We start from the raw sequence: 26,416 nt of genomic DNA, 5'->3' as shown, positions 1-26,416 counted from the left end.
TTGTGCTGAGCGAGATCTCGGCTGGCGCAGATCAAACCCGCAAGCACGCTTCGGTACAAAAGGGCGCTGATCCCTGCAGCCTAGCAGATAGCCCCGTGCCGAGTTTAGTACCAGTTTGCGCAGGATGCGGGGACGACTGGCCACAATTGTTTAGCCCCTGTAACGCTGCGCACCGGCGGCGCCCGGTTGACAGTATACCAACCGGTATGTTTAGATTCATACGCATACCGATCGGTATGCGCAGAGTCGGATTTACCGCACTCGCAGTACCGTTGCAATGCCAGTTGCGCTGAGCGCCAGACCCGCAGAGCTGTGCAACTGACCAAACCTTGATAGGGCTTACCATGAATTTGTCGAAATTCTTTATCGACCGACCGGTGTTTGCCGGCGTACTGTCGGTGCTGATTTTTCTTGCGGGCCTGTTGGCCGTGTTTCAGCTGCCGGTCTCGGAATACCCGGAGGTTACGCCGCCGTCTATCGTGGTGAGTGCCAGTTTCCCAGGTGCCAACCCCAAGGTGATTGCCGAAACCGTGGCAACGCCGCTGGAGGAGCAGATCAATGGTGTGGAAAACATGCTGTATCTGTACTCCCAGTCCACCACCGACGGGCGCATGACCCTGACAGTGACCTTTGAGATTGGCACTGATCCGGATCTGGCCCAGCAACTGGTGCAGAACCGTGTCTCCCAGGCGCTGCCACGCCTGCCCGAGGTCACACGCCAGCTCGGCGTGACAACGATCAAGAGCAACCCGGACCTCACCATGGTGGTGCATCTGACCTCGCCGAATGACCGCTACGACATGCTGTACCTGCGCAACTACGCGGTGCTGAACGTCAAGGATGAGCTGGCGCGCATTAAAGGGGTGGGGCAGGTACGGTTGTTTGGTTCCGGTGACTACGCCATGCGCCTGTGGCTGAATCCCGAAAAAATCGCCGAGCGCAATCTGACGGCGGCGGATGTGATCAACGCTGTGCGTGAGCAAAATGTGCAGGTGGCCGCCGGCATGATCGGTGGCGCACCCTATGCTGATGTCGCTCAGCTGCAGTTGCCGGTGAATGCCAAAGGCCGGCTCGAAAGCCCTGAAGCCTTTAACGACATTATCATTCGTACCAGCGCACAGGGGCAGGTGACACGGCTGCGTGATGTTGCCCGCGTTGAACTCGGGGCGTCGGAGTATGCGCTGCGCTCCTTGCTGAACAACAAGGATGCGGTGGCGGTTCCTATTTTTGCCGCCCCCGGTGCCAATGCGCTGAACATCTCCCGCGATGTGCGCGCCACCATGACCGAGCTGAAGAAAAACTTCCCCGATGGCGTGGATTTCGACGTGGTGTACGACCCCACGGTCTTTGTGCAGGGCTCGATCAATGCGGTTATCAAGACCCTGCTTGAAGCCGTGGCGCTGGTGGTGCTGGTGGTGGTGGTGTTTCTGCAGTCCTGGCGAGCATCGGTGATTCCGTTGCTGGCGGTACCTGTGTCGATCGTCGGTACCTTTGCGCTGATGCACCTGTTCGGCTTTTCCATCAATGTGCTGACACTGTTCGGGCTTATTCTGGCCATCGGCATAGTGGTGGACGATGCCATCATTGTGGTCGAGAACGTGGAGCGCAATATATCCGACGGCCTGGCGCCGCGGGATGCCACCATCAAGGCCATGAGTGAGGTGACAGGCCCTATAGTAGCGACGACGCTGGTGCTGCTCGCGGTGTTCGTGCCCATTGCCATGATCAGCGGTCTGACCGGCCAGTTCTACCGCCAGTTCGCCCTGACCATTGCGATTTCAACGGTGATTTCGGCGCTCAATTCCCTGACGCTCAGCCCTGCGCTGGCGCGGCTGCTGCTCAAGCCTGCCGCCCAGGACAATGACTGGCTGACGCGACTGATGAACCGCCTGTTCGGGGGCTTTTTCCGCCTGTTCAACCGTTTCTTCCGCCGTTCTTCCGATGGCTACGCCAGGGGCGTCGGCGGGGTCGTGCGACGCAAGGGGCTGGGCATGTTCGCCTATGTTCTGCTGCTGGGTGCCACCTATGGCCTGTTCCAGGCGGTGCCTGCAGGCTTTGTGCCGACCCAGGACAAACAGTATCTGGTGAGCTTTACCCAGTTGCCGGACGGCGCCACCCTGGATCGCACCGAGAAGGTGATTCGCGAGATGAGCGATATCGCCCTCAAGACACCGGGCGTTGCCGGTGCTGTGGCCTTCCCGGGCCTGTCGATTAACGGTTTCACCAACAGCCCGAGCGCCGGTATTGTCTTCGTCACCCTGGATGATTTTGACCAGCGCACCGATCCTGCGCTGTCGGCGTTTGCCATCAGTCAGCAGCTGCAGCAACAGTACAACGGTATTGAAGAGGGCTTTATCGCCATCTTCCCGCCGCCGCCGGTGCCGGGGCTCGGAACCATTGGTGGCTTCAAGCTGCAGATTGAAGACCGTACCGACCAGGGCTACGAGGCGCTGCAAAAGGTGCTGGATGAGGTGCAGGCCAAGGCGCGCTCAGCGCCGGAGCTGGCCGGTGTCTTTTCGAGCTACAAGATCAATGTGCCGCAGCTGTATGTGGATCTGGATCGCACCCGCGCCAAACAGCTTGGCCTGAACATCAGTGAAGTCTTCGACAGCATGCAGACCTATCTTGGGTCTATCTATGTGAACGATTTCAATCAGTTCGGGCGTACTTATCAGGTTATAGCTCAAGCTGACAAGGCGTTCCGGGATTCGCCCGATGACATACTGCGCCTCAAGGTGCGCAACAACGAGGGCGAGATGGTGCCCCTGGGTGCGGTGATTCGCATCAGCGAAACCTTCGGTCCGGAAGCGGCCCAGCGCCACAACGCCTTTCGGGCGGCGGACTTGAACGGCAGTGCGGCGCCAGGGTATTCATCCGGTCAGGCCCAGGAAGCCATTACCCGCATTCTGGAAGACACCCTGCCGGCAGGAATGCAGTTCGAGTGGACGGAACTGACCTACCAGCAGATCCTGGCGGGGGACACTACGGCCCTGGTGATTCCGCTGGTCATACTGCTGGTGTTTCTGGTGCTGGCGGCGCAGTACGAAAGCCTGCTGCTGCCGCTGTCCATCGTGCTGATCATCCCCATGAGCATGCTGTCGGCGCTGGTGGGCGTATGGCTCAGTGATGGCGATAACAACATCTTTACCCAGATCAGTCTGTTCGTGCTGATGGGGCTGGCCACCAAGAACGCGATACTGATTGTCGAGTTTGCCCGCGAGCTGGAGCATCAGGGGCGCAGCGTTGTCGAGGCGGCCATCGAGGCCAGCCGGTTGCGCCTGCGGCCGATCCTGATGACGTCCTTCGCCTTTATCATGGGCGTGCTGCCGATGGCGGTCTCCACCGGTGCGGGGGCCGAGATGCGCAACGCCATGGGGATCGCGGTCTTTGCCGGCATGCTGGGGGTCACCCTGTTTGGCCTGATTCTCACGCCGGTGTTCTACGTGTTGCTGCGTAACCTGCGGCTACGCCGCAAGGTTGATGTCAGCATTTAGCCGGTTGCTGGCAGGACGCCTGACTTCGCCGGCCGGCAGCGGCTTGCGCTGTCGGTCTTAAAACCCTTCATGGCTTGTGGACATACCGATTGGTTTGTTATAGTGCAGGCTCATAATAAGGAGTCGGGAGGCACGTATTGTTATGCGCAAGCAAACAGATACCCGCGAAAAGCTGCTTTGTACCGCGATGAGCCTTATCTGGCAAAGTAATTACACCAGTGTGGGTGTGAACGAAATCTGCAAGCAGGCAGGGGTCACCAAGGGTAGTTTCTACCATTACTTTGAGACCAAGGCTGATCTGTACTATGCGGCTGTGCTGCACGCCTGGGAGAATACCAAGCTGGAACTCGAGGCGCTTTTCACCTCCGGCCTGACGCCGCTTGAACGGCTCGAAACCCTGATTGACATGATTCTTGGCCATGCTCAGGTGAAGGAGGGCGACTGTAGTGCGGCCTCGAACCAGAAAGTCGTGGGGTGCCCTGTCTTTACCTCCGGTGGCCAGTGCGGTTGCGATGAAGACAAGGTCCGCCTGGTGGCGCAGGAGATGACGGAGCACAAGATTGCCTACGACATCCGCCTGATTCAGGGCCTCAAGGACGCCGGTTTGCTCAATGGCGACCCGGATGTATCGCAGCTGGCTCGCCTGATGTACCAGTACGTGCAGGGGCTGCTGATCTATGGCCGCATCTACAATGATCTCGACAGGGTGAAGGCGGATTTGCGCGATGGTATCTATCGCCTTATCGACCTCAAGCAGGAGTACCGAAAGTCGGCCGCTCCTGTACGTGCCGAAGTCGCCTGATCTGGCACCCCGCCTATCAAGGGTCTCATTCTGAGGCCCTTTTTTAATTGTGCGCTGATGGGTTTTATCTGTGCTTCCCGGGCGGGTTGCATGCCTTGACAGCGAATATCAATTTTATACCGTTATCTTGCCCCTTGCCCCTTGCCCCTTGCCCCTTGCCCCTTGCCCCTTGCCCCTTGCCCCTTGCCCCTTTACTCTGACCGGTTGATCCGCAGCGGCTGTTGCTGCGTAATCAACACAGATGGGCACCTCGGAAAACCTCGCCGACCAGCGGTACCCTTGGGTAAAATTCACAGCGTCTGATACAGCCATGGACTGATACCGATGAAGAAGCCACGCAGCGCCCTCAAGACCGATTTGTTTGCCGCCGATCAGCACCGGGAGAAGATCGACCGCCTGGGCGATCCGCTGGCGGAGATCAATCTGCACATCGACTTTTCTGCCCTGGCGGCGGCCGTTGATCAAGTTGCGCCGCGTCCGGTCAGCTCGCAGGGTGGCAGGCCTCCCTTCCCGACGGAGACGATGGTGCGAATTCTGGTACTCAAACGGCTATACAACCTGTCCGACGAGCAGATGGAATACCAACTGCTGGACCGCATGAGTTACCAGCGCTTTTGCGGACTCACGCAGGTCAGCAACATTCCGGATCGCACCACGATCTGGACATTTGAGAACCGGATCGGTGAAGCCGGCGCCAGAGCCCTGTTTGACGGTGTAGCGGATCAACTGATGCGCCGGGGCTATATTGCGCGCGGCGGTCAAATTATCGATGCGACCCTGGTCCCTGCGCCCAAACAGCGTATTCGCAGTCATGAAAAAGGCATCATTGAGCAACAGGCTACGCCCGCCGACTGGAAGCCGGCCCAGCGCCGCCAGAAGGATGTGGATGCCACCTGGACCAAGAAGCATGGCAAGAGTCACTTCGGTTACAAGCTGTCGATCAATGTCGACAAGCGCTATAAGGTGATCCGCGCTATTGAGACCAGCACCGCCTCGGTGCATGACAGCCGCCACTTCGAGCAGGTACTTGACCCCTATAACACCAGCCAGAATGTCTACGCCGATCGTGGCTATGCCAGCCAGGCGCGGGAAGCGGATCTTAGGCAGCGTGGCAATCGCCCTGAAATTCAACGCAAAGGGGCGCGTAACCGCCCACTGTCCGACTGCCAGAAACGACGCAACCATCGCATCGCCAAGATCCGCGCCCGGGTAGAACATGTGTTCGGGGCAATCGACCAGATGGGAGGTATGCTGATTCGAACCATCGGCCAGGCCCGGGCGAACGTTAAGATGACGCTGATGGCGACCTGCTACAACCTGAAGCGGTTGGTGTATTTACGCAGAGCCGGAATCGAAGCCTTCTGATGGCCACCGTAGGTCGAATCGCGCCCAGTAGGCCTGATTCGACCTAAGAGTAGGCATCAAACTGAGTAACTAAACTTTCACCTCGTCGAGAAATTGACCCTGCTTTTGTCGTCACCGTAGGGTCGTTACTCAATTTACCGAAAATCATCGGTTAATCGAGGTGCCCAGATGTGTAGCAGCTTGAGGTTTCCCCCATTTCCTACCGCCGGAATTCAGTGATGATCGGATTGCTTGCCATTGTCTGCGTCTTTGTTCTGCTGGCCTTGGTGACGCTCTGGGGTAAAAGCCGTACCCAGGCGCAGTTTCCACCCCAGGGATCCTTTCTGGAGGTCGATGGCCTGCGTCTGCACTACCGTGACGCCGGCTCTGGAGCGGGCCCGGTGCTGGTGCTGATTCATGGCGCCAGCAGTAACCTGCGTGATTTCAGCGCCAGTATTTTCGACCCCCTGAGTGAAAATCACCGGGTGATTGCAATTGATCGCCCGGGGCACGGCTACAGTGAGCGCCCTGACGGTGCCTGGCCGGACCCTGGGCGCCAGGCCGCGCTGGTTCACGGCCTGCTGCAGCAGCTGGAGATAAAGGATCCGATTCTGGTCGGCCATTCCTGGAGCGGGTCCTTGGTGCTGGCCTATCTGCTGGCGTTTCCAGCGGATGCGGCGGGTGCTGTGCTGCTCGCGGGTGCGACCCATCCCTGGGCCGGGGGTGTCGCCTGGTACAACGATCTGGCGGGGGTTCCGCTGCTCGGAGAGCTCTTCGCCCGTACCCTGGTCTATCCGCTGGGATCCCAAACGCTGGAGTCTGCCGTGGCCAGTGTATTTGCGCCCAATCCTGTTCCAGCGCATTACAGCCAGAGTACCGGGGTAGGGCTGTCGCTGCGCCCAGGGGTATTTCTGGCCAACGCAGAGGATGCCCGTGGCCTGAGTCAGTTTCTTGCCAGGCAGAGCCGGCACTATGGCGACATCAGGCGGCCGTTGCTGCTGCTCACCGGTGAGGACGACGCCATTGTGCCGGCCTGGAATCACAGCGCCAGGCTGGCCCGCCAGGCACCCAATACGGAACAGGTGACATTTGCCGCCACGGGACATGCGCTGCATCATGCCCATGGCGCCCGGGTGGTTGCCCTGATCGAAGACTTCTCCAGGCGCCAACGCGAGCGTCCGCGTCTGGCCGATAGCAAGGCTGCGGACAACGCAGCTACCCTAATCGCAGCGCCCAAGGCTACACTGGGCGCCGATTGAGGGTCACAATGGCGCTGGATAGTCCCATGAGACAGACAGGATTTTTGGCCTGATGGTGTTTTACAGCCTTGCCGCGCTGACGGCGCTTTTGCTGGTGGCAACGCTGCTGCCGTTGTCCCGCGCCACCCACTGGTGGGTGCGGGGATTTGATTTTCCGCGCATGCAGTTCTGTGTCATGGCCGCCAGTCTTGCGCTGCTGCAGGCCGCGGTGCTGGACTTGAGTGTGCCGGCGAGCTGGCTGCTGCTGGGCCTGACCCTGGGCTGCCTGGGCGTTCAGGCATGGTGGATACTGCCTTTTACGCGGCTTTATCCGGTTGAGGTCCGTTGCGCTGAGAGGGTGGATGCTGCCAGCAGCATCGCCATCATGACCGCCAATGTGCTGACCCCCAATCGCAATGCAGCCACGTTGCTGGCGCTGGTGCGCCGTTATGAGCCCGATATTCTGGTGACGCTGGAATCCGATGACTGGTGGCAGTCACAGCTTGACTGCCTGGATGTCGACTACCCCCATAGCCTTAAATGTCCGCTGGATAACCTCTATGGCATGCACCTGTACTCCCGGCTGCCGTTATCCAGCAGCCATATCGAGTACCTGGTGGAATCCGGCGTACCCTCAATGCATACCCTGGTGGAGCTGCGCAGCGGTCAGCAGGTACGGGCCCATTTTCTGCATCCGGCACCGCCGAGCCCAACGGAGAACGAACATTCCTCCCAGCGCGATGCCGAGTTGATTGTGGTGGCCAGAAGCGTCGCCGGCGCCGAGCTTCCGGTTATTGTCACCGGTGATCTGAATGACGTGGCCTGGTCCGAAACCACCCGGCTGTTTCGCAAGATCAGCGGTCTGCTGGATCCCCGTGTCGGCCGCGGTCTGTACAACACCTTTCATGCCGGCTACTGGTTCATGCGCTGGCCGCTGGATCACCTGTTTCATAGCGCGGACTTTCGGGTACTGGACCTGCGACGCCTGCCGGACTTTGGCTCCGATCACTTTGCGCTCTTCAGCCGGTTGCAGTACCAGGGCGGCGCCGTGCCGGGCCAGAATGGCCTTGATGCAGCGCCGGGCGATGCCGCCTGGGCGGATGAAAAGCTGCAGCAGCATGATGTGAGCCTGAAGGATGTGCCCGGGGCCGGGCTTTGACTGGCGGGGCCTGCTACTCTGGCAACCATGGCTAAACGGATGTGACAGGGATTTTCAGTGAGCGGCAATCAGCACATTACAGCAGGCAGGCGATTTCGATTTATCCCGTACCGTAAAAACGACCACGGCTGCTGAACCGGCGTTGGGATGACTATTTTGCAGCCGGCGTTTCGGCCTGAGATGATCGGCGCCCGGCGCTACAAAATATACCTTGCCGGTCGCTGGCGGTGCCTGCTTTCCTGAGCCACGCTTTAATGAAAGTCAGCGCCAGGGTAGCTCCATGGAGGTATCTGCGGTTCAGTCAGGGTTGACGCGGCGCGCTCCAGGCCACGGACGTCGATATAAACAAGCCGATTGGGCAGGGCGAAGGATACACAGATCATGAATATCATTGCAGATCAGGGCTGGGGCGTATTTTTGATTTCCCTGTTAGTCACCATCTTTGTCTCGGTTGTTCAGTACTGACCTTTAGAGGCGCTAGTGCACTGCTTCGCCCTAATGGGTGCTTATAGAGCCCGCCAATGCGTGTCCGGCAAGGCGCCGTTCGCCGGTAATAGTGGGGCTCTTGCCAAGAGCGGTAACGCAGCAGGGCGCGAATTGGCGCGCTCCCTGTGGGCGATCCGCCAGAAGGCCGTCCGCAGTGTTGCATTTCCTCGACATAGGCCCACTATACCTTCGAAAATGCGCCGTGCGGCCAGCCTCCTGGCGACTCGCTAAAAGCGCCTCTAAGAGCGAAGCAGTACACTAGCTCCTCTGTCGGGGGAAGGCTATTGGGTCATTGGTAATTAGTGATTAGTGACTGCCCATGCGTCATGCGTGGCGGGTGATTCGTCATTGCCAGATTCGAAAAACGCACCGGGCAGGGCGTCGCGGGCTTTTAGCCGCTAAACGATGGCTGCGGATCGCCCCCGGGGTTGAGCCTGAGAACGCCTATTGCAATCGCCACCGCAATAAAAACAGCCCCTCTCATTATTTAAGCGTCAGGTGGTTCGCAGTAGGTTGAGTGCTGTCGGACAGCTGCCTAGTGAGCGGTACCCGAACCGACCGCGCTGCCTTCTTTGCGTCGTACGGCAACCTCATCCGGGCTTATCTGCCCGCCCTTGTTATCCCAGCTATTCAATACAAATGTCAGCACGTTGGCGACGTCCTCATCGTCAAGCCGCAAGCTTGGCATCTGACTGGTGTATGGGATGCCATTCACCACAATTGTGCCGTTTACGCCATGCAATACGGCATCAATGGCCCGGTTATGATTCGCATTTAGATAGTCGGAGTTGGCCAGGGGCGGAAATGCGGCAGGAATACCGCTGCCGTCAGCCTGATGGCAGGCCTGGCAGTTGCTGGCATAGACTCGCTGACCAAAGCGCATTTGTTCGTCCCTGCTGCTTGCCTTGACCGGTGCGGGTGCCTCAGCTGATACGTCTTGTATAGTGCTGCCCTCGGGCTGATAGATCCCTTCGGTCTGTTTGCCTGAATAGATAGACGTGTTTTCGGGGCCCGTCACCGCCAGCACGCCCAGGGCTCCCTTGTTAAAGGCACGAAATATGGAGTGATCGACCAGGATGAAGTCACCCGGTACATCAACGCCAAACTCCACTATCGCGGCACTGCCTGCGGGTATCAGCGTGGTCTGTACATGTTTATTGATCGCAGTGCCGCCCTCGATATTTACCCGGTCGAATATCTCACCAATCACATGAAAAGAGGACACCAGGTTTGGGCCTCCGTTGCCGACATAGAGCCGTACCGTTTCACCCACCTCTGCCTTCAGCGCGTGCTCGCCTGTCAGGGCGCCGACGGAGCCATTGAAAACCACATAGTCGGCCTGTTCGCTAATGGCTTTCTCCATATCAAAGGGTTGTAAGCCGGGTTCGCCGTGGGAACCCTTGGTGTAGAAATCGCCCTGCATGACATAGTATTCCCGATCGACAGGCGTCATACCTTCTTCCGGCTCCACCAGAATCAGGCCATACATGCCATTGGCGACATGCATGCCGACCGGTGCCGTAGCACAGTGATACACGTAAAGGCCTGGATTGAGGGCGGTAAAGCTGAATGTTGAACTGTGACCCGGTGCAGTGAAGGACGAAGCGGCGCCCCCTCCGGGGCCGGTGACGGCATGCAGGTCAATATTGTGCGGCATGCTGGAGTCCGGATGATTGGAGAGTTGAAACTCAACTTCGTCACCCTGGCGTACGCGGATGAACGTGCCCGGTACCGTGCCGCCGAAGGTCCAGAAAGTGTAATAGACACCGTCCGTCATGCGCATGACCTTTTCCACAGTTTCAAACTGGACCACCACATGGGCGGAGTAGTCCCGGGTAATCGCTGGCGGTACCAGGGGCGGGCTGGTCAGTGCTGCCTGTTCAATGGGCAGGCTTGCTGCGAGGACGGGAAAGGCAGCGGCAGACAGCAGGATGCCGAGCAGGACCGAGTACAGCTGAGCTGGCCAGGGCGGTGTCAATGTGAGCTGCGCTGAGCAGCCAGGGTTAAAGCGGATCTTTGAGCTTCGACGTTTCATGACGGGATTCCCACTGAGGGATTAGGTACTTTTCACTATACGCCAATGGGCGCAAGGCGCGATTGATCTGGATCAAGCTCGCGGCTCGGGTCTGCGGGGTGTTATGCAGGCTGTCTGAAGGTTGTTAACGGGAGCGCGAAATTGCCGGTTGCAGGGCCAGTTGCAGGGCAGGGAGAGCGTCCGCTGTGTGCAAGGCGGTTACCCCAAGGGTTGACAGACACTTATGTTTTGAATTAATAATTACGTAATTATAAATACTAAGTGACCCGTGCAACCCAAACTCCGTCAGCACCTTCCCATGCAGCAGCGGGCCGTCGTTGGCAGCAGTCTGTTCGATATGGGGGGGCCGCTGCGGGCTACCGAGGCCGTTGAATGAAACTTGTGACATTTTTAAATCCCGTGGGCGTGCAGCGTATTGGTGCTCTCTTTGTGGATGCCGCAGGCGAAAAGGTGGTGGACCTGAACTACGCCTATGCCGCCTTTGCGCTTGAGGCTAACGCGGATCCGCGGCCCCAGGCCATGGCGGATGCGCTGGTGCCATCGGACATGCGTGAGCTGTTCGCGGGGGATGACCGCAGCCTGGATGCTGCCCGTCAGGCCGAGACCTACGTCATCGAGAAGAACGACCCGGCGTTGCGCGGCGTGAACGGCGAAATGCTCCTGTTCAGGCGTGAAGACGTCAGGCTGCTGGCGCCCATTCAGCCGGCAAAGCTGTGGCACACGGCGGGTAATTTCCTCGAGCATATCGACGAAATGGGGGAGGCGGGCTTCAAGTACGAGGTCGAGAAGCCCTGGATCGGTTTCTATCAGAACACCACCGCCTGCATAGGCCCGGATGCGGCCATCGTCTATCCACAGCACCTGACGGGCGAGGTCGATTACGAGCTGGAAATCTGTGCGGTCATCAAGGGCGTCAAGCACAGGGATCTGACGCCAGAAGAGGCGGAAAACGCCATTGGCGGCTATCTGATCTTTAACGATGTCACGGCGCGGGATATTCAGGCGACCGAGTTCCCCAACCGCAGCTATGGCTACAGCAAGGCGCTGGATAGCTTCTGCCCGATAGGTCCCTGCATAGTGACGCTGGATGAAATCGGCGATGTGCAGCAGCTGGAGATGACCCTCAGGGTCAATGGCGAAATACGCCAGCAGTCATCGACCGCTCGCATGTGCCGCAGCATGGCGCAGATCGTGAGCTACTACTCAGGCCAGGGCTTTGTCGGTGGCGACCTGATCAGTTCTGGCACACCCGCCGGTTGCGCTGTCTTCCACACGGACCCCCAGGCCTGGTACCTCAAGCCCGGCGACGTGGTGGAGTGTGAGGTCGAGAAACTCGGCCTGCTGCGCAACACTGTGGTCGCGGGCTCAAAGCCATAGACAGAGGTTAATAGCATGCAAAAGGGGAAGCCTCGGGGCTTCCCCTTTTTGTATTCAACGCGCCTGTCCTGCGGCCTCTGGCGGGGTCTGGCGGCGAATAATACCCCTGCATCACGGGGTTGCGGCGCCGCCGCATGGGCGTCATCTACTACCTATTCAGGCGGCTTTTAGTTCCAAAGTACCATTCTGTCCGCAGGCCAGGCTTCCTATCATCGACAGGTAGCGGATTTGTCTTGGTGTAGAGTTCGCTCGCCAGCAACTGCTTTGCAACAACCTGCTCCAAAACAAAAAGAGGAAAATACCATGTGGACTAAACCGGCATACACCGACCTGCGCATTGGCTTTGAAGTCACCATGTACTTCGCAAACCGCTAAGCGCTTTGGGTATGGGCCTCGCTGTGCGGGGCCTTTTCTTTGGCGGGCAGGGAGTGTTTTCCCGTCACCCTCGAGCAAGGTCTCGAGTAACGGTCAGAGAGCGGACATTATAATAATGAAAATTCAGATACTGGGCTCGGCAGCCGGCGGCGGCTTTCCACAGTGGAACTGCAATTGTCAGAATTGCAGCGGCCTGCGCAACGGTACTCTCAATGCCAAAGCCCGCACCCAGTCTTCCATCGCGGTCAGTGTCAATGGCACCGACTGGATCCTGTTCAACACCTCACCCGATATCCGGGCCCAGCTTGAAGCCTTTGCCCCCATGCAGCCGGCACGCGCCCTGCGTGACACCGGCATTGCCGCCATTGTCTTTATGGACAGCCAGATCGACCACACCACCGGCCTGCTGATGCTGCGCGAAGGCTGCCCGCACCAGGTCTGGTGTACCGATCGGGTGCAGGATGACCTCAGCGACAGTTTTCCGCTGTTCAATATGCTCAAGCACTGGAACGGCGGTATCGACTGGCAGCGCATCGGTGTCGAGCCTGGCAGCAGCAGCTTTGTGATCGATCGGGTGCCGGAACTCACGCTTACCGCCGTGCCCCTGACCAGCAGCGCACCGCCCTATTCGCCGCACAAGGGCGATCCGCATCCCGGCGACAATATAGGCGTGCTGATTACCGACAGTCGCAGTGGCAAGTCGGTGTTCTATGCCCCGGGCCTGGGTGTGATAGAACCGCAGCTGCTGCCCTTCATGCAGGAGGCCGACTGTCTGCTGGTGGATGGCACCCTGTGGAACGACGACGAAATGATTCGCGCCGGTGTGGGCACCAAGCTTGGCCGCGATATGGGGCACCTGGCGCTGTCGGGCGAGAACGGCATGATCGAATTTCTTGATACCTTAAAAAAGCCGCGCAAAATACTGATTCATATAAACAATACAAATCCTATTCTGGATGAGGACTCCGCCGAACGGGCCGAACTGGGTCGCCACGGCATCGAGGTTTCAGAAGATGGCATGTCCATCGAACTATAAAAACGCAGAGGCGACGCGATGAACAGCTCCGTACAGCAGTCAGCCGAGCAAAGCCTGCAGACCCCGCTGACGCCACAGGCCTTCGAGGCGGCGTTGCGGGCCAAGGGCGACTATTACCATATTCACCACCCCTTCCACCGTGCCATGTACGAGGGCGAGTGCACGCCCGAACAGATTCGTGGCTGGGTGGCGAACCGTTTCTATTACCAGATCAGCATTCCGATGAAGGATGCCGCCATCATGGCCAACTGCCCTGATCGTGATACACGCCGGCTCTGGGTGCAGCGCCTGCTGGATCACGACGGTTACGACGGTGGCGAGGGTGGTATCGAAGCCTGGCTGCGCCTGGGTGAAGCCGTGGGCCTGAGCCGCGAAGAGATTCTGTCCCAGGAACATGTGCTGCCTGGCGTACGCTTTGCCGTGGATGCCTATGTGAACTTCGCCCGTCGCGCGACCTGGCAGGAAGCCGCCAGCTCGTCGCTCACCGAGCTCTTTGCACCCAGCATTCACCAAGCGCGCCTGGCCAGCTGGCCCGAGCACTATCCCTGGATCGATGCCAGTGGTTATCAGTATTTTCGCTCGCGCCTGACCGAAGCCCGCCGCGACGTGGAGCATGGTCTGGCAATTACGCTGCAGCACTACCAGACCCGGGCCGGACAGGAACGCATGCTGGAGATATTGCAGTTCAAGCTCGACGTGCTCTGGAGCATGCTTGATGCCATGACAATGGCCTATCAGCTCGACCGGGCGCCTTACCATACGGTTACGGCTAAGCCTGTCTATCACCGGGGGCTTTTCTGATGAACGATTTACTGACCCATGAACTGGGCTTGAACACGCTTCTGGTTGATGCTCAGCGCGTCCCGGCGTTTAACCCCATGTTTCGGTTGCAGTGGGAAAAGGCGCAGGACAGCTATGTGCTGCTCTATCCCGAGGGCATGATCAAGCTTAACCCCAGTGCCGGCGAGATTCTGGCCCGGGTGGATGGCAGGCAGAGCGAGGCTGATATAACCGATGCCCTGCAGCAGGCCTTCCCCGAGGCGGGTTCCCTGGCCGGCGATGTGCACGAATTTATGGAGGTGGCCTGTGAACAGAACTGGATTCGATTCATCTAGCCTGACACCGGCCTGTGAGCCTGATGTGGCACCCAGGTCCGCCGGACAACCCCTCTGGTTGCTGGCGGAACTGACCTACAAGTGTCCGCTGCAGTGCCCCTACTGTTCCAACCCGCTGGATTTTTCCGCCAGCGGCCAGGAACTGAGCACCGAGCAGTGGGTGAAGGTGCTGCGCGAGGCACGGGAGATGGGCGCGGCCCAGCTGGGTTTTTCCGGCGGTGAACCCCTGTCGCGGCCGGACCTCAACGAGCTGATTCAGGAAGCGCGCCAGCTGGGGTATTACAGCAACCTGATCACCTCGGGAATCGGGCTTAATGATCAGAAACTGGAGCAGTTTCGTGCCTCCGGACTTGATCATATCCAGGTAAGTTTTCAGGCCAGCGATGAGGAGGTCAACAATATGCTGGCCGGCTCCGCCAAGGCCTTCAAGCAGAAGCTGAAGATGGCGCGGGCGGTCAAGGCCAATGGTTACCCCATGGTGCTGAACTTCGTCACCCACAGGCACAATATCGATCGTATCGACCGCATTATCGAACTCTGTATCGAGCTTGGGGCCGACTATGTCGAGCTGGCCACCTGTCAGTACTACGGCTGGGCGCTGGAGAACCGCGAACAGCTGATGCCAAGCCGCGCCCAGTTGGAGCGCGCTGAGCGCATCACCAACGAATACCGCGCCCGATTAGAGGCCGCCGGTAATCCGATGAAGCTGATCTTCGTGACGCCGGATTACTACGAGGAGCGCCCCAAGGGCTGCATGAACGGCTGGGGCCAGATTTTTCTCACCGTGACCCCCGATGGTACGGCCTTGCCCTGTCACAGTGCGCGCCAGCTGCCGGTACAGTTTCCCAATGTGAAAGATCGCAGCCTGGAGGACATCTGGTATCGCTCCTTTGGCTTTAACAAATACCGTGGCAATGACTGGATGAAGGAGCCCTGCCGCTCCTGTGACGAGAAGGACAAGGACTTTGGCGGCTGTCGCTGCCAAGCCTATATGCTCACCGGCGATGCCGCCAACGCCGATCCTGTGTGCAGCAAGTCACAACATCACGGCAAGATCCTGCAGGCTCGGGCAGAGGCCGAAGCGCCCCGTGATACCCCCATGACCTTTCGCAATGAGCGCAACAGCCGTGTTTTCTGTCGCAGCGAATGAGCCAGCTGACGCCTGGGCGCCAACCGCTGCCATAAGCGCCCGCGAGGCCTGTGCGGCGCAGTACGACTACGCAGGCCTGGTGGCCTGTCGCTATGGCCTGATCTGGGTGGAGTATCAGCCGGAGGATGGCTGTAATCGCCTGGTGCGCCTTTACCGGGGCCAGCGCCAGCGGCTGACGCCGCCAGGCTTTAGCGTGCGCAGCCGGGTGCATGAATACGGCGGCGGCGCCTTCTGCGTGGCGGGTGACCGCATTCTGTTCGTCAACGATAGCGACCAGCAGATCTGGCTGCAGCCCCTGGGCGATATCGATAGCACCCCGATCCCCGCGCACTGCCTGCGCCTGACCCATAGTCTTGATACCCGCTACGGCGACCTGTTGTACGACGGCCTGCGCCGGCGTGTGATTGCCGTGGCCGAGCAGCATCCTGATCCGACCAAATCAACAGGGCCTGAAGCCCATTGCCGTGAAGCCACAGCCGACACAAAAAACACACCAAAAGTCGAAAACACGCTGGTGGCGGTATCGCTGCAAAGTGCCCGGCAGCATCTGTTGGCGGCGGGGAATGACTTTTACAGCTCGCCCTGTCTGAGCCCGGATGGCTGTGAGCTGGCCTGGCTGGCCTGGGACCACCCCCACCAGCCCTGGACGCGCAGCCGGCTGTTCCGCGCCCGCCTGGGTGCTGAAGGGCAGCCGCTGCAACCGCAGGCGCTTTCGGTTGGGGGCGGTCCGCAATCTTTGTTTCAGCCAGGCTTTGATGCCAGCGGTGCCCTGCATGTGGTGAGTGACTGCAGCGGCTGGTGGAATCTGTACCGGCAGGATAGGGCAGGGCACTGGCATAATATCCATCCTATGGCGGCCGAGTTTGGCGCGGCCCAGTGGCAGCTGGGGCTCAGGACCTGGGCGCGGGCGGACAATGGCGACTATTACTCTGCGCTGGTGGACCAGGGGCGTGGGCGCCTGGTGCAGATTCGCCCAGGCGAGCCTGTGAAGGATCTGGCGCCGGACTATGGTCTGATCCGTTCTGTCGCTGTCTGCCAGGGGCGCATCTACTGCATCGGGCAGGCAGGCGGCTCTGCTGTGGCCGTGCTGGAACTGGATCATGTGGGCGCCGTACCCCGGGTGCTGGCCGGTGGTGCTGCGGCGGATCATCCGGTATCGGCGCCGCAGCCGTTCAGCTGTGCTGTGGCGCAGGATGAACAGGTGCATGGTTTTTTCTACGCGGCTTATCCCGTCACTCCAGCCATTCAAGCGTCTCCAGTAACAAAACCGCCGTTGCTGATCCTGACCCACGGTGGCCCCACGGCCACCAGTTATCCGGTGTACCGTGCCGCTGTACAGTACTGGTGCAGTCATGGCTTTGCAGTGCTGGACCTTAATTACCGGGGCAGCGCAGGCTATGGCCGTGCCTATCGGCATCGTCTTTGCGGCAGCTGGGGCCACACCGATGTTGAGGATGTGGCCGCCGCCATTGCAGCGCTCAGCGCCCGTGGCTGCATAGACCCGCAGCGTGTCTTTATCCGTGGCAACAGCGCCGGCGGCTATACCACCCTTAGCGCCCTGGCCGGCATCGACGGCCTGAGGGCCGGTGCCAGCCTCTACGGCGTCAGTGATCCGCTCTCCCTGGGTAAGGTCACCCACAAGTTTGAATCCTGCTATCTTGACTGGCTGATTGGTGACCCCAGGAAGGTGCCGGAGCTATACCGGGCGCGCTCACCGCTGGCGAACGCCGATCGCATCAATGCGCCTGTGATCTTCTTTCAGGGCCTGCAGGACAAGGTGGTATTGCCGGATCAAACGCTGCGCATGAGTGCCGCGCTGCGTGCCCGCGGCATTGATACCGAGGTACAGCTGTTCGAGGACGAGGGGCACGGCTTTCGCCAGCTCGACAACCAGATACAGGTGCTGGAGCAGGAACTGGCGTTTTACCGGCGCTATCTTTGAAATCTGTGTGGTTTGCTTTTTCCCTTTCCCTTTCCCCTCGCTGCACGCCTAAAAAACTACTACCAACGAACTAAGTCTTGGCGGCCAAAGTAGAGTTCTGGCGCGCCATGGGCGGGCTCTATCATGGTTACAGGAATGCGCACCGGGTCTCGTTTCCCTGTGATCGCAGTTCAAAAGTTCATTGGTAAACAGTTCAGTCATAAAAATCAGAAGGGTAGTAGCCATGACAATTAACAAGAAACTGCTCGGCGCCGCCGGTACCGGAATGCTTGCACTGATGCTTTCCAGCCAGTTACTGGCCCACGGTGATGTGACTCCCCAGTCGGTAGATACCGCAGGTCTTGCGGCCCTGGGAGAGGAATGGCTGGATGCCAACCCCTATGGAACGGATCACGCCGACCATGAAAAAGCGGTCGAGGTTGGTGCCTCCGCCTATAACCAGAACTGCGCCCGCTGCCACGGCCTGGAGGGCATATCCGGTGGCATAGCGCCGGATCTGCGCATGCTGGAGCCGGGTATTGACGGCGATGAGTGGTACCAGTACCGCGTCGTCAATGGTGCGGTGCGTGACGGCCGGGTCTATATGCCCAAGATGGCCGACTACCTGAGCCAGGAAGCACTCTGGGCGATCCGCGCCTGGCTGGAGACCAAGTATGTGGAGCAATAGGCTCAACGCCTTTGTGCTCGGCTGCGTCTGCTTGCTGGCGCTGCCAGCCCAGGCGCGTGAATACGATGACGTTATCGCCAGCGGCTATGTACGCATCGGTCTGTACCGGAATTTTTCTCCCTATTCGTATCTTGACAAGGGCGTCCCGGCGGGAGTCGATGTCGAGATCGGCAAGCGTATTGCCAAAGGTCTGGGGGTGCGTTTTGAGCCCCACTGGATTGTCCCGGACGAAAACCTTGAAGATGATCTGCGCAACAACGTCTGGAAAGGGCATTACCTGGACAAGAACGACGATCAGCCGCTGGCGCTAAAGCGCCTGGCGGATGTGATGATGCGGGTGCCCTACGATCGTGAATATTCCTATATGCGCGACTCCACCGGCGTCGTCGTCAATGAGCAGGTGGTGATGTTCGGTCCCTACCAGAGCGAGCGCTGGCAGCTGGCCTACGACAGCGAAAAGATCTCGCGCGTCAGCACCATGGCGGTGTTCCAGTACCACAGCATCGGTGTGGAGCTGGACAGCCTGCCGTCCTTCTATCTGACCTCGGGCTTTCAGGGCCGCATGCGTGAGCACACGCACCACTTTCCGTCTCTGCCGCTGGCGTTCGCCGCCATGCAGCGCGGTGAGGTGGATGCCGTGATGGGCATGCGCGCAGAAATCGACCAGCAGCTCAGTCTCGCCGGTTCCGATCGCTACCGCCTGGGGGAAAACGGTTTTCCCGGTATGGGCAAGCAGAGCTGGGATTTGGGCATGGCGATCAAGCACAGCAATCGCCAGCTTGGCTACGCCGTGGAGGAGGTCGTGGACGGCCTGATCCGCAGCGGCGAAATGGCCGGGATCTACTCAGGCTTGGGCCTGCAGTACGAACTGCCGGCGTTCTACCGGGATACCGCAAACTGACCGCTGGCGCATAACTGGCGCAGGCAATCGCGGCTGCTGATTGCAGGCGGGCAACGGCGGGCAGGGCCCCGCACAGGAGTGGAGCATGAGGTTAACTGCAAATCGGCCCGCTTTTTGCGCGGCACGGGTCTGGCGCGATGCCTGGCCTGGCATTTTGCTGGGGCTGCTGGTAACCCTGTCGGTGATGGCGCTGGCGGCTGAGCCCGAGGGCGAAAATGCCGTCAGGCCCGCATCAGGGCAGCAGGACCCGCTCGAGTCCCCACTGTGGGACTATCTGCGCCAGCGCTTTATGGGTGATGCGCCCTATCGTTTCGATGCCCTGATCAAGGTGCGGGTGCCGCCCTTTGCCGAAGACCCGTTCCAGGTGCCGATCAGTATTGATGCCAGCGCCCTGGCAGGCCAGATCGAGCGCATAGTCGTCTGGGCCGACTTCAATCCCATTCAGCATATAGTCACCGCCTGGCCGCAAAGCGATCAGGTGCAGCCACAGCTGTCGTTGCGCATCAAGGTGGAGCAGGGCACACCGGTACGTGCGGCGGTTCTGACCACCGATGGCGTCTGGCATGTCGGCGGCAGCTATCTGGATGCATCCGGCGGTGGCTGTACTGCGCCAAACATGGCGGCCAGCGATCCGTACTGGGAAAGCCATCTGGGCGAAATTCAGGCGCGCCTGTTTGCCGCGGTGGATACGCCGTCGGCGGCGGCCGGCCTCGGCCAGCGTTACAAGTTTCGCGTTATTCACCCCATGGATACGGGACTGGTGAGCGGCATCCCTGAGTTTTACATCGAACAGGCGCAGCTGCGAGACGGAGACGGTGCGCCCCTGATGCGCCTTGAACTGTCGCCGCCGGTGAGCGAGAACCCGGTGCTGACCTTTGATACCGGCACGCGCAATGTGCGGCTCTGGATGCGGGACAACAACGGCAACGAGTTCGAAACGGCCGTTGCAGAGCAGGCCACAGGAGCTTGATATGCGTACTTTCGTCTCCCTGATTCTACTGGCGCTGCTGAGTGCCGCATCGCCCAGTCATGGGGCAGAGCGTTTTGACTACCAGCTCAAGCCGCGCCAGATCGCGCCCGATACCTGGTTTGTGGAGGGGCGGCGGGAATCCTTTTCAAAGACCAATGGCGGCAATATCGTCAATGTGGCTTTTATCGTGACTGACGAAGGCGTCGTGCTGTTCGATACCGGGCCCTCGCGGCGTTTTGGCGAACAGCTGCGCCTTGCCATTGCGAGCGTGACCGACAAGCCCCTGGTGCGGGTGTTCAACAGCCACGCTCACCCTGACCATTTTCTCGGCAACCAGGCTTTTGCCGATGTACCTCTGAGTGCACTGGCCGGCACCGCCGCACAGATCCGCCAGAACGGTGATAGCTTTGCCACCAGCCTCTACGATCTCACCGGTGACTGGATGCGTGGCACCGAAGTGGCGCCGCCCGGCGAAGTTCAGCGTGCCGAGCGGGAAACCATCGGCGGGCACCGGCTGCGCTTTCTCGCCTTCGAAGGCCATACAGGTGCGGATCTGGTGATGCTGGATGAAACCACCGGTGTGCTCTTTGCCGGTGATCTGGTGTTTTACCAGCGCGCCCTCACTACACCCCAGACGCCGGGCCTGGGCCACTGGCGCGACGAGCTTGAGCAACTGGCACAGCTGGACTATCGCCTGCTGCTGCCGGGTCATGGCCCGCTCGACAGCGAGCGTGCGGCCATTGGTCAGATGCTGGATTACCTGGCCTGGATCGATGCCACCCTGTCACGGGCGGCGACACTGGGCCTGACCATGACCGAGGTCATGGCGCTGCCAATAGATCCGCGCTTTGCTGCCATCAGCCTGACCCGCTACGAATTTGGCCGCAGCGTGGCGCACCTGTATCCCGGTTATGAAGAAGCGGCGTTCTGATCCCGGTGCCGCACCACAACATCCATCTTTCAAGGGGCTCTGCCACGGAGGCGCCTATGTCAGCCAATCGCATCGCACCCGACAACATGACACAGGCTCAGGCGGCCGTCAGCAGCCCGCGCACTGTGCCGAGCCTGGCCGCCGGTACGCGGCTCTACTTTGACAGCCAGCACCAGCGCTGGGTGATCAAGGCGCCGCATCAGGTGGTGTTCCTCGATCCGGTGTCGCTGGACGTGCTGCGCGCCTGTGATGGCGAACGCAATCTGGCGCGCATTGCCCTGTGCATGGATGCGCTCAATCACCGCCCGGGGCGTGCCTGGCTGGACGTAGTGAAGGATGTGGTACGGCATTTCGAGGCCCGCGGCGTGCTGCGCTGCCGGCTGGACGCGGGCGCCCTGGTGCAGGACCAGGCACAAAGGCCGTTGCAAAGCCTGGCCGAGCGCATGCTTGAGGGCAGGAGTAGTACCAAGTGAGTAGAAATCCGCTACCGCGGTGCAATTGTCCGTTGGGGCCTCAAATTCAAGAATTCATGTCAGGTTCGGGAGTTTGTCCCGTAGCTCTAATAAGAACGAATCCGTGAGGAGACTGTGATGAAGAGATTTAGCTGCATCCAAGGCTTTGCCGTTACCACCCTGGTAGCCGCAATGTCGATGACCGGGGTGACCCATGCCGGGGTTACCGATCAGGATATTCTGAATGACCAGGCGACCACCGAAGATGTTGTGAGTTACGGCATGGGGCTGCGGGGTCAGCGTTACAGCCCGCTCACCAAACTGAATGTCGACACCGTCAAGGAACTGCGTCCGGTATGGGCCTTCTCCTTTGGCGGCGAAAAACAGCGCGGGCAGGAATCCCAGCCCATGGTAAAGGATGGCGTCATGTACGTGACGGCGTCCTACTCCCGCGTTTTTGCCATCGATGTGGCCACGGGTGACGAGCTCTGGCAGTACGATGCGCGCCTGCCGGATGGCATCATGCCGTGCTGCGACGTGATCAACCGTGGTGTTGCCCTCTACGGCGACCTGGTGATCTTCGGCACCCTCGATGCCAAGCTCGTTGCCCTGGACAAGGACAGCGGCAAGGTTGTGTGGAAGAAAACCGTGGAAGACTACAAGGCCGGCTACTCCCTGACCGCCGCCCCCATGATTGTTAACGGCAAGGTCATTACAGGCGTGTCCGGTGGCGAGTTCGGTGTGGTGGGCAAGGTTGAAGCCTATGACGCCACAACCGGCGATATTCTCTGGACGCGCCCGACGGTGGAAGGCCACATGGGCTACGTGTGGGAGAACGGCAAGAAGGTTGAAGCCGGTATTTCCGGTGGCGAAGCCGGCAGAACCTGGCCCGGCGACATGTGGAAAAGCGGCGGCGCGGCCACCTGGCTCGGCGGCACCTATGATGCCGATACCAATCTGATGTTCTTCGGCACCGGTAACCCGGCCCCCTGGAACTCCCATATGCGCCCCGGCGACAACCTCTTCTCCTCGTCTCGGCTGGCGATTAACCCCGAAAACGGCAAGATCGTCTGGCATTTCCAGACCACGCCCCATGATGGTTGGGATTTTGACGGCGTTAACGAGCTGATCTCGTTTGACTATCAGGATGGCGGCAAGACCGTGAAAGCAGCGGCCACCGCCGACCGTAACGGTTTCTTCTATGTGTTGAACCGTGAAAACGGTGACTTTATTCGTGGTTTCCCCTTCGTCGACAAAATGACCTGGGCCACCGGGCTGGATGACAAGGGCCGCCCGATCCTGCATCCGGAAGGTCGCCCCGGCAACCCGAGCGACACTGAAGGCGAGAAGGGCAAGTCTGTCGTGTCTATACCGTCTTTCTTGGGGGGCAAGAACTGGATGCCCATGGCCTATAGCCAGGATACAGAGCTCTTCTATGTGCCTTCCAACGAGTGGGGCATGGATATCTGGAACGAAGCCACCGCCTACAAGAAGGGCGCGGCCTATCTGGGTGCTGGCTTTACCATCAATGCGCTGAATGACGATTACATCGGTGTGCTGCGGGCGATGGATCCGAAAACCGGCAAGGAAGTGTGGCGCTACAAGAACTTCGCACCGCTGTGGGGCGGCGTTCTGACCACCAAGGGTGGGCTGGTGTTCATGGGTAACCCCGAGGGCTACCTGCTGGCATTCGATGCCAAGACCGGCGAAGAGAAATACAAGTTCAACACCGGTTCCGGCATCGTCGGTTCGCCGATCACCTGGGAACAGGATGGCGAACAGTATGTCTCAGTCGTGTCCGGCTGGGGCGGCGCCGTACCCCTGTGGGGCGGTGAAGTGGCCAAGCGCGTGAAGCACCTGAATCAGGGTGGCACCGTCTGGACCTTTAAACTGCCGAAGTCTGCAGAAATGGCGGCGCGTTAAGCGCTGTTATTAATCCGTCAGGTTAGAAGCAGGGTCAGGCCCTGCAGCAAGATGATCGATCAGAGAGAGCCGCACAGTGTGCGGCTCTTTTTTTGGGTTTTTGGGTAGCTTGTTTGAAGAATGCGCCCCGATGAAGTCTTTTCGCTGCGCTCTGAGATCCTTCGGCGGGCTGCGGCTCTCAAGGAGAGGAGTTGGTACATCCATGTACCCCATCGCAGACGCATCAGTCCCTGTTGCGCCCCTTCGAACCTGATAAAAGGCGATCTTCAAATAGCGACTATGGCAGTCTGAAGGGCTCAATTCGGGTTTTGCTGGGGGGGCTGCTGTTCTCTGAGCTGTCTTCCACGTTGCCGTTCGTCCGGCCATTGCCGACGATGATCACCGGCTTTTGCAGCAGCAGATTGTTGGGGTAGGCGATGGTTTCGCCGTTTTCGCCCCGTAGCAGGACCTGGAAGAAGGTGATTTCAACGATCTCGCCGATGATGGTTTCCTCGTCATCCAGGATGCGGATGCGGTGGCCGATGCGGGCGGGAAAGGCGAAGAAGATAATGATGCTGGAGGTGACATTGCTCAGGATTGACCACTGCGCAAACAGGGCTACGCCGACGATGGCGAAGATCGACGAGGCGAACAGCATCAGGTTGCTGTAGTCGATGCTCCAGATCAGCGAAATCATAACTACAGCGGTAAAGATGCACAGGCCGTTGAAATACTTGTTGATGTAAATCACGCGCTGGGCTGGAACCCTTTTGGTCTGACCGAGGGTGCGGATGAGTTTACGCACGAGCCCGAAGACGACGAAGTAACCTGTGATCACGCCCAGGGTGGCAAGCAGTTGTGTATACACGCGGTCCTCGCGATGCTGAGTGTCGGCCTCTGTGAAGGCGTGACGGGGTGAAGATGACGCTGCGCCTGGGTACTGACTCTCAGCGCCCTTGGGCGCGGAAGCCGTTGAGGGGCGTCAGTTGCGGCGTCATTCGTCTTTAACGGGGGCCTTTGTAGCATTTACTGGCGCCGAACACGAGGATCATGCGCTATGGCCCAGATCCGCGCCCGCGTCCTGGGCTATGGGCCAAACCCTGGGCTGGCGCTGTGCGGTGACAGCCTCTTATAATCGCGCCATGAGTTCAGCTCCCTTTGTTCTAGATCTGCGCAGTTACGACCGTGAAACCCGGCGGCACCGGCACGACTATCATCAGCTGGTGTTGCCCCTGGCCGGTGAGCTGGAGATGCAGATCGGGATGCGGGAGGGACGGGTACACAGCCGCCAGGCCGCGATTATCGGTGCCGGGGAAGACCATGCTTTTGCCGGTGCTGCGGCTAATCGTTTTATCGTCGCTGATATTCCGGTGGCGCTGGCGCCGCTGCTGCAGCGACTGCCGGCCTTTATCGATCTTGATGACGGCCTGGGGCGCTATATAGGTTTTCTGCAGACGGAGCTGGAGCAGGGCGGCAATCGGGTGGTGCGCCGCCAGATGCTGTTGTTACTGCTGGAGTTGCTGAACGCCCGTCATTATGGCGCGCCTGCGCTGGATCGGCGGGTGCGTACGGCACAGGCCTGGATCGATGCACACCTGGATGCGCCCCTGACTGAAGCACAGCTGGCCGCCGTGGCCCATATAAGCCCGCGCCAGCTCAGGGCGCTGTTTCGCGAGAGTCTGGCCATGACGCCGCAGCAGTATCTGCTGGAGCGACGCATGCAGGCCGCCTGGGCGCTGCTGGAGTCCGGCGAGCTGAGCATTCAGCGCATTGCCGAGCGCGTGGGGTACAGCAGTCTTGCGGCCTTCAGTGATCGCTTCAGGCGCCACTTTGGCAAATCGCCGCGTCATTTTCGCAGCCGCGCCCTTCAAGGCTAAGAGCGCCGCGCCTTCTTCCGCCGACCCATAGACAAGCACGCCCCTGTCCAGAAGCGAACGCAGCGTCCCCTATGCAGTCTGCCGTTTCGGCAAACAGTTTCGCCGTTGCGGCAAAGTCGGCATGACACAGGCCGGCTATGCTGGCGGTTCATCATCATCATCATCTTCAGCCGCAGGCCTGCTCCACGGCTTGCAAGGATTCAACACAGACCATGACGCAGACGTTAACAACGCAGCGCCGGGCCACCCTGATAGGCGCCATTTCGGTATTTCTGTGGGGCCTGCTGGCACTCTTTACCCAGCTTAGCGGCAACCAGATACCGCCGTTTCAGATGCTGACCATGACCTTTGGCATCGCCTGGCTGCTGATGATGCTCAAGGGCTGTCTGCTGGGGCCATCGCCGCTGCGGGTGCTGCGCCAGCCCCTGGTTGCCTGGCTGCTGGGGGTGGGCGGTCTGTTCGGGTTTCATGTCTGTTACTTCCAGGCCATGGCGCTGGCCCCTGCGGTGGAGGTGGGGCTGCTGGCCTATCTGTGGCCACTGCTGATTGTGCTTTTCTCGGCCTTGCTGCCGGGCCAGAAACTGCACCCGCTGCATGTTGCAGGAGCCCTGGCAGCCTTGCTGGGTTGCTGGCTGTTGTTGGGCAAGGGCGATACCGGCTTTGATGCAAAGTACTGGCAGGGTTATGGGCTGGCGCTGGCCTGTGCGCTGATCTGGTCGGGCTATTCGGTGGCCAGCCGGCTGGTGGCACGGGTACCCACCGATGCGGTGGGCTGGTTCTGTGGTGCTACGGCACTGCTGGGTCTGATCTGTCATCTGCTGTGGGAAGCGCCGGTATGGCCGCAGAGTCTCACCCAATGGAGTGCGGTGCTGGGGCTAGGGCTGGGCCCTGTGGGTATTGCCTTCTTTACCTGGGACCACGGCGTCAAGCATGGCGATCTGCGTCTTCTGGGCGTGCTGGCCTATGGCGCACCCCTGATCTCGACCCTGCTGCTGGTGCTGAGCGGTTTTGCCCAGGCGAGCCTGTCACTGCTACTGGCGAGCCTGCTGATTGTCGGCGGCGCGCTGGTGGCAGGCGTCATGCCCAGCTGGCTGCAGCGCAACAGGGGCAAGGGGGAGGCGGCTACAGGGGGTCAAAAGTAGTAGGCAGCAGCGGTGTTTTCG

General features: G+C 59.9%; 22 protein-coding genes. 20 read left to right on the top strand and 2 right to left on the bottom strand.

Annotated elements, in window-relative coordinates:
- Positions 1-344 precede the first annotated feature (344 nt).
- From A8C75_RS12715 to A8C75_RS12695, 5 genes are all read left to right on the top strand, one after another.
- On the top strand, positions 345-3,494 hold the full coding sequence (locus A8C75_RS12715) for an efflux RND transporter permease subunit (RefSeq protein WP_067382871.1): 3,150 nt from the start codon (positions 345-347) through the stop codon (positions 3,492-3,494).
- Between the two features lie 142 nt (positions 3,495-3,636).
- Positions 3,637-4,296: a TetR/AcrR family transcriptional regulator gene (locus tag A8C75_RS12710; RefSeq protein ID WP_067382868.1), complete on the top strand. Its 660-nt coding sequence runs from the start codon at positions 3,637-3,639 to the stop codon at positions 4,294-4,296.
- Positions 4,297-4,620: 324 nt separating this feature from the next.
- A complete protein-coding gene (locus tag A8C75_RS12705) occupies positions 4,621-5,661 on the top strand; it encodes an IS5 family transposase (RefSeq protein ID WP_067382865.1) in 1,041 nt (346 codons plus the stop codon).
- 218 nt (positions 5,662-5,879) lie between these two features.
- The gene (locus A8C75_RS12700) at positions 5,880-6,899 is read left to right on the top strand and encodes an alpha/beta fold hydrolase (RefSeq protein ID WP_067382862.1); all 1,020 of its coding nucleotides are present in this window, start codon (positions 5,880-5,882) and stop codon (positions 6,897-6,899) included.
- Positions 6,900-6,951: 52 nt separating this feature from the next.
- Complete coding sequence (locus A8C75_RS12695; protein ID WP_067382860.1) at positions 6,952-8,037, top strand: endonuclease/exonuclease/phosphatase family protein; 1,086 nt, start codon at positions 6,952-6,954, stop codon at positions 8,035-8,037.
- Positions 8,038-9,058: 1,021 nt separating this feature from the next.
- Here A8C75_RS12695 and nirK read toward each other — a convergent pair.
- Entirely contained in the window at positions 9,059-10,558 is a 1,500-nt protein-coding gene (nirK, locus tag A8C75_RS12690; protein WP_084784048.1) for a copper-containing nitrite reductase, read from the bottom strand.
- 372 nt (positions 10,559-10,930) lie between these two features.
- Between nirK and A8C75_RS12685 the strand changes: the two genes are divergently transcribed.
- From A8C75_RS12685 to A8C75_RS12630, 13 genes are all read left to right on the top strand, one after another.
- Complete coding sequence (locus tag A8C75_RS12685) at positions 10,931-11,935, top strand: fumarylacetoacetate hydrolase family protein (RefSeq protein ID WP_067382857.1); 1,005 nt, start codon at positions 10,931-10,933, stop codon at positions 11,933-11,935.
- Between the two features lie 303 nt (positions 11,936-12,238).
- Entirely contained in the window at positions 12,239-12,310 is a 72-nt protein-coding gene (gene pqqA / locus A8C75_RS23105) for a pyrroloquinoline quinone precursor peptide PqqA (protein ID WP_003243383.1), read from the top strand.
- 115 nt (positions 12,311-12,425) lie between these two features.
- A complete protein-coding gene (gene pqqB / locus A8C75_RS12680) occupies positions 12,426-13,346 on the top strand; it encodes a pyrroloquinoline quinone biosynthesis protein PqqB (RefSeq protein WP_067382854.1) in 921 nt (306 codons plus the stop codon).
- A gap of 18 nt (positions 13,347-13,364) precedes the next feature.
- A complete protein-coding gene (gene pqqC / locus A8C75_RS12675) occupies positions 13,365-14,147 on the top strand; it encodes a pyrroloquinoline-quinone synthase PqqC (RefSeq protein WP_067382851.1) in 783 nt (260 codons plus the stop codon).
- On the top strand, positions 14,147-14,461 hold the full coding sequence (gene pqqD / locus A8C75_RS12670) for a pyrroloquinoline quinone biosynthesis peptide chaperone PqqD (RefSeq protein ID WP_067382848.1): 315 nt from the start codon (positions 14,147-14,149) through the stop codon (positions 14,459-14,461). Before pqqC ends, pqqD begins: the two co-directional genes overlap by 1 nt.
- 1 nt (position 14,462) lies before the next feature.
- Positions 14,463-15,611 (top strand): pyrroloquinoline quinone biosynthesis protein PqqE, encoded by a 1,149-nt coding sequence (pqqE, locus tag A8C75_RS12665; protein ID WP_193788215.1) that lies wholly within the window; start codon positions 14,463-14,465, stop codon positions 15,609-15,611.
- Positions 15,574-17,553, top strand: a complete 1,980-nt coding sequence (locus tag A8C75_RS12660; protein WP_084784047.1) for an alpha/beta hydrolase family protein — start codon at positions 15,574-15,576, stop codon at positions 17,551-17,553. The genes pqqE and A8C75_RS12660 overlap by 38 nt, the downstream gene beginning before the upstream one ends.
- Before the next feature lie 223 nt (positions 17,554-17,776).
- Positions 17,777-18,220 carry a cytochrome c-550 PedF gene (gene pedF, locus A8C75_RS12655; protein ID WP_067382841.1) on the top strand — a complete coding sequence of 148 codons (444 nt, stop codon included), beginning with the start codon at positions 17,777-17,779 and terminating at the stop codon, positions 18,218-18,220.
- Positions 18,207-19,121, top strand: coding sequence for a substrate-binding periplasmic protein (locus A8C75_RS12650; protein WP_067382838.1), 915 nt, complete (start codon positions 18,207-18,209; stop codon positions 19,119-19,121). The genes pedF and A8C75_RS12650 overlap by 14 nt, the downstream gene beginning before the upstream one ends.
- 85 nt (positions 19,122-19,206) lie before the next feature.
- A complete protein-coding gene (locus A8C75_RS12645; RefSeq protein ID WP_084784046.1) occupies positions 19,207-20,091 on the top strand; it encodes a quinoprotein dehydrogenase-associated SoxYZ-like carrier in 885 nt (294 codons plus the stop codon).
- 1 nt (position 20,092) lies between these two features.
- Positions 20,093-21,022: a quinoprotein relay system zinc metallohydrolase 1 gene (locus tag A8C75_RS12640; protein WP_084784045.1), complete on the top strand. Its 930-nt coding sequence runs from the start codon at positions 20,093-20,095 to the stop codon at positions 21,020-21,022.
- A 56-nt stretch (positions 21,023-21,078) separates the two neighbouring features.
- Positions 21,079-21,495 carry a hypothetical protein gene (locus A8C75_RS12635; protein ID WP_067382835.1) on the top strand — a complete coding sequence of 139 codons (417 nt, stop codon included), beginning with the start codon at positions 21,079-21,081 and terminating at the stop codon, positions 21,493-21,495.
- 117 nt (positions 21,496-21,612) lie between these two features.
- Entirely contained in the window at positions 21,613-23,397 is a 1,785-nt protein-coding gene (locus tag A8C75_RS12630; RefSeq protein ID WP_067382832.1) for a PQQ-dependent methanol/ethanol family dehydrogenase, read from the top strand.
- A 277-nt stretch (positions 23,398-23,674) separates the two neighbouring features.
- On the opposite strand, the gene A8C75_RS12625 is transcribed toward A8C75_RS12630, so the two are convergent.
- Positions 23,675-24,244 carry a mechanosensitive ion channel domain-containing protein gene (locus tag A8C75_RS12625; RefSeq protein ID WP_067382829.1) on the bottom strand — a complete coding sequence of 190 codons (570 nt, stop codon included), beginning with the start codon at positions 24,242-24,244 and terminating at the stop codon, positions 23,675-23,677.
- A gap of 274 nt (positions 24,245-24,518) precedes the next feature.
- Between A8C75_RS12625 and A8C75_RS12620 the strand changes: the two genes are divergently transcribed.
- Entirely contained in the window at positions 24,519-25,253 is a 735-nt protein-coding gene (locus A8C75_RS12620) for an AraC family transcriptional regulator (RefSeq protein ID WP_067387266.1), read from the top strand.
- A gap of 212 nt (positions 25,254-25,465) precedes the next feature.
- Positions 25,466-26,395 (top strand): aromatic amino acid exporter YddG, encoded by a 930-nt coding sequence (gene yddG, locus A8C75_RS12615; protein WP_067382826.1) that lies wholly within the window; start codon positions 25,466-25,468, stop codon positions 26,393-26,395.
- Positions 26,396-26,416: the final 21 nt, after the last annotated feature.

Source organism: Marinobacterium aestuarii (genome assembly GCF_001651805.1).
In the GTDB taxonomy this organism is placed as follows: Bacteria; Pseudomonadota; Gammaproteobacteria; order Pseudomonadales; family Balneatricaceae; genus Marinobacterium_A; species Marinobacterium_A aestuarii.
This window is presented reverse-complemented; position numbering and strand designations above follow the sequence as displayed.

What these genes read in the sequence shown, in the direction of transcription:
- A8C75_RS12715 (WP_067382871.1), top strand. Translation starts at nt 345, where the DNA reads ATGAATTTGTCGAAATTCTTTATCGACCGACCGGTGTTTGCCGGCGTA.
- A8C75_RS12710 (WP_067382868.1), top strand. Translation starts at nt 3,637, where the DNA reads ATGCGCAAGCAAACAGATACCCGCGAAAAGCTGCTTTGTACCGCGATG.
- A8C75_RS12705 (WP_067382865.1), top strand. Translation starts at nt 4,621, where the DNA reads ATGAAGAAGCCACGCAGCGCCCTCAAGACCGATTTGTTTGCCGCCGAT.
- A8C75_RS12700 (WP_067382862.1), top strand. Translation starts at nt 5,880, where the DNA reads ATGATCGGATTGCTTGCCATTGTCTGCGTCTTTGTTCTGCTGGCCTTG.
- A8C75_RS12695 (WP_067382860.1), top strand. Translation starts at nt 6,952, where the DNA reads ATGGTGTTTTACAGCCTTGCCGCGCTGACGGCGCTTTTGCTGGTGGCA.
- nirK (WP_084784048.1), bottom strand. Translation starts at nt 10,558, where the DNA reads ATGAAACGTCGAAGCTCAAAGATCCGCTTTAACCCTGGCTGCTCAGCG.
- A8C75_RS12685 (WP_067382857.1), top strand. Translation starts at nt 10,931, where the DNA reads ATGAAACTTGTGACATTTTTAAATCCCGTGGGCGTGCAGCGTATTGGT.
- pqqB (WP_067382854.1), top strand. Translation starts at nt 12,426, where the DNA reads ATGAAAATTCAGATACTGGGCTCGGCAGCCGGCGGCGGCTTTCCACAG.
- pqqC (WP_067382851.1), top strand. Translation starts at nt 13,365, where the DNA reads ATGAACAGCTCCGTACAGCAGTCAGCCGAGCAAAGCCTGCAGACCCCG.
- pqqD (WP_067382848.1), top strand. Translation starts at nt 14,147, where the DNA reads ATGAACGATTTACTGACCCATGAACTGGGCTTGAACACGCTTCTGGTT.
- A8C75_RS12660 (WP_084784047.1), top strand. Translation starts at nt 15,574, where the DNA reads ATGAGCGCAACAGCCGTGTTTTCTGTCGCAGCGAATGAGCCAGCTGAC.
- pedF (WP_067382841.1), top strand. Translation starts at nt 17,777, where the DNA reads ATGACAATTAACAAGAAACTGCTCGGCGCCGCCGGTACCGGAATGCTT.
- A8C75_RS12650 (WP_067382838.1), top strand. Translation starts at nt 18,207, where the DNA reads ATGTGGAGCAATAGGCTCAACGCCTTTGTGCTCGGCTGCGTCTGCTTG.
- A8C75_RS12645 (WP_084784046.1), top strand. Translation starts at nt 19,207, where the DNA reads ATGAGGTTAACTGCAAATCGGCCCGCTTTTTGCGCGGCACGGGTCTGG.
- A8C75_RS12640 (WP_084784045.1), top strand. Translation starts at nt 20,093, where the DNA reads ATGCGTACTTTCGTCTCCCTGATTCTACTGGCGCTGCTGAGTGCCGCA.
- A8C75_RS12635 (WP_067382835.1), top strand. Translation starts at nt 21,079, where the DNA reads ATGTCAGCCAATCGCATCGCACCCGACAACATGACACAGGCTCAGGCG.
- A8C75_RS12630 (WP_067382832.1), top strand. Translation starts at nt 21,613, where the DNA reads ATGAAGAGATTTAGCTGCATCCAAGGCTTTGCCGTTACCACCCTGGTA.
- A8C75_RS12620 (WP_067387266.1), top strand. Translation starts at nt 24,519, where the DNA reads ATGAGTTCAGCTCCCTTTGTTCTAGATCTGCGCAGTTACGACCGTGAA.
- yddG (WP_067382826.1), top strand. Translation starts at nt 25,466, where the DNA reads ATGACGCAGACGTTAACAACGCAGCGCCGGGCCACCCTGATAGGCGCC.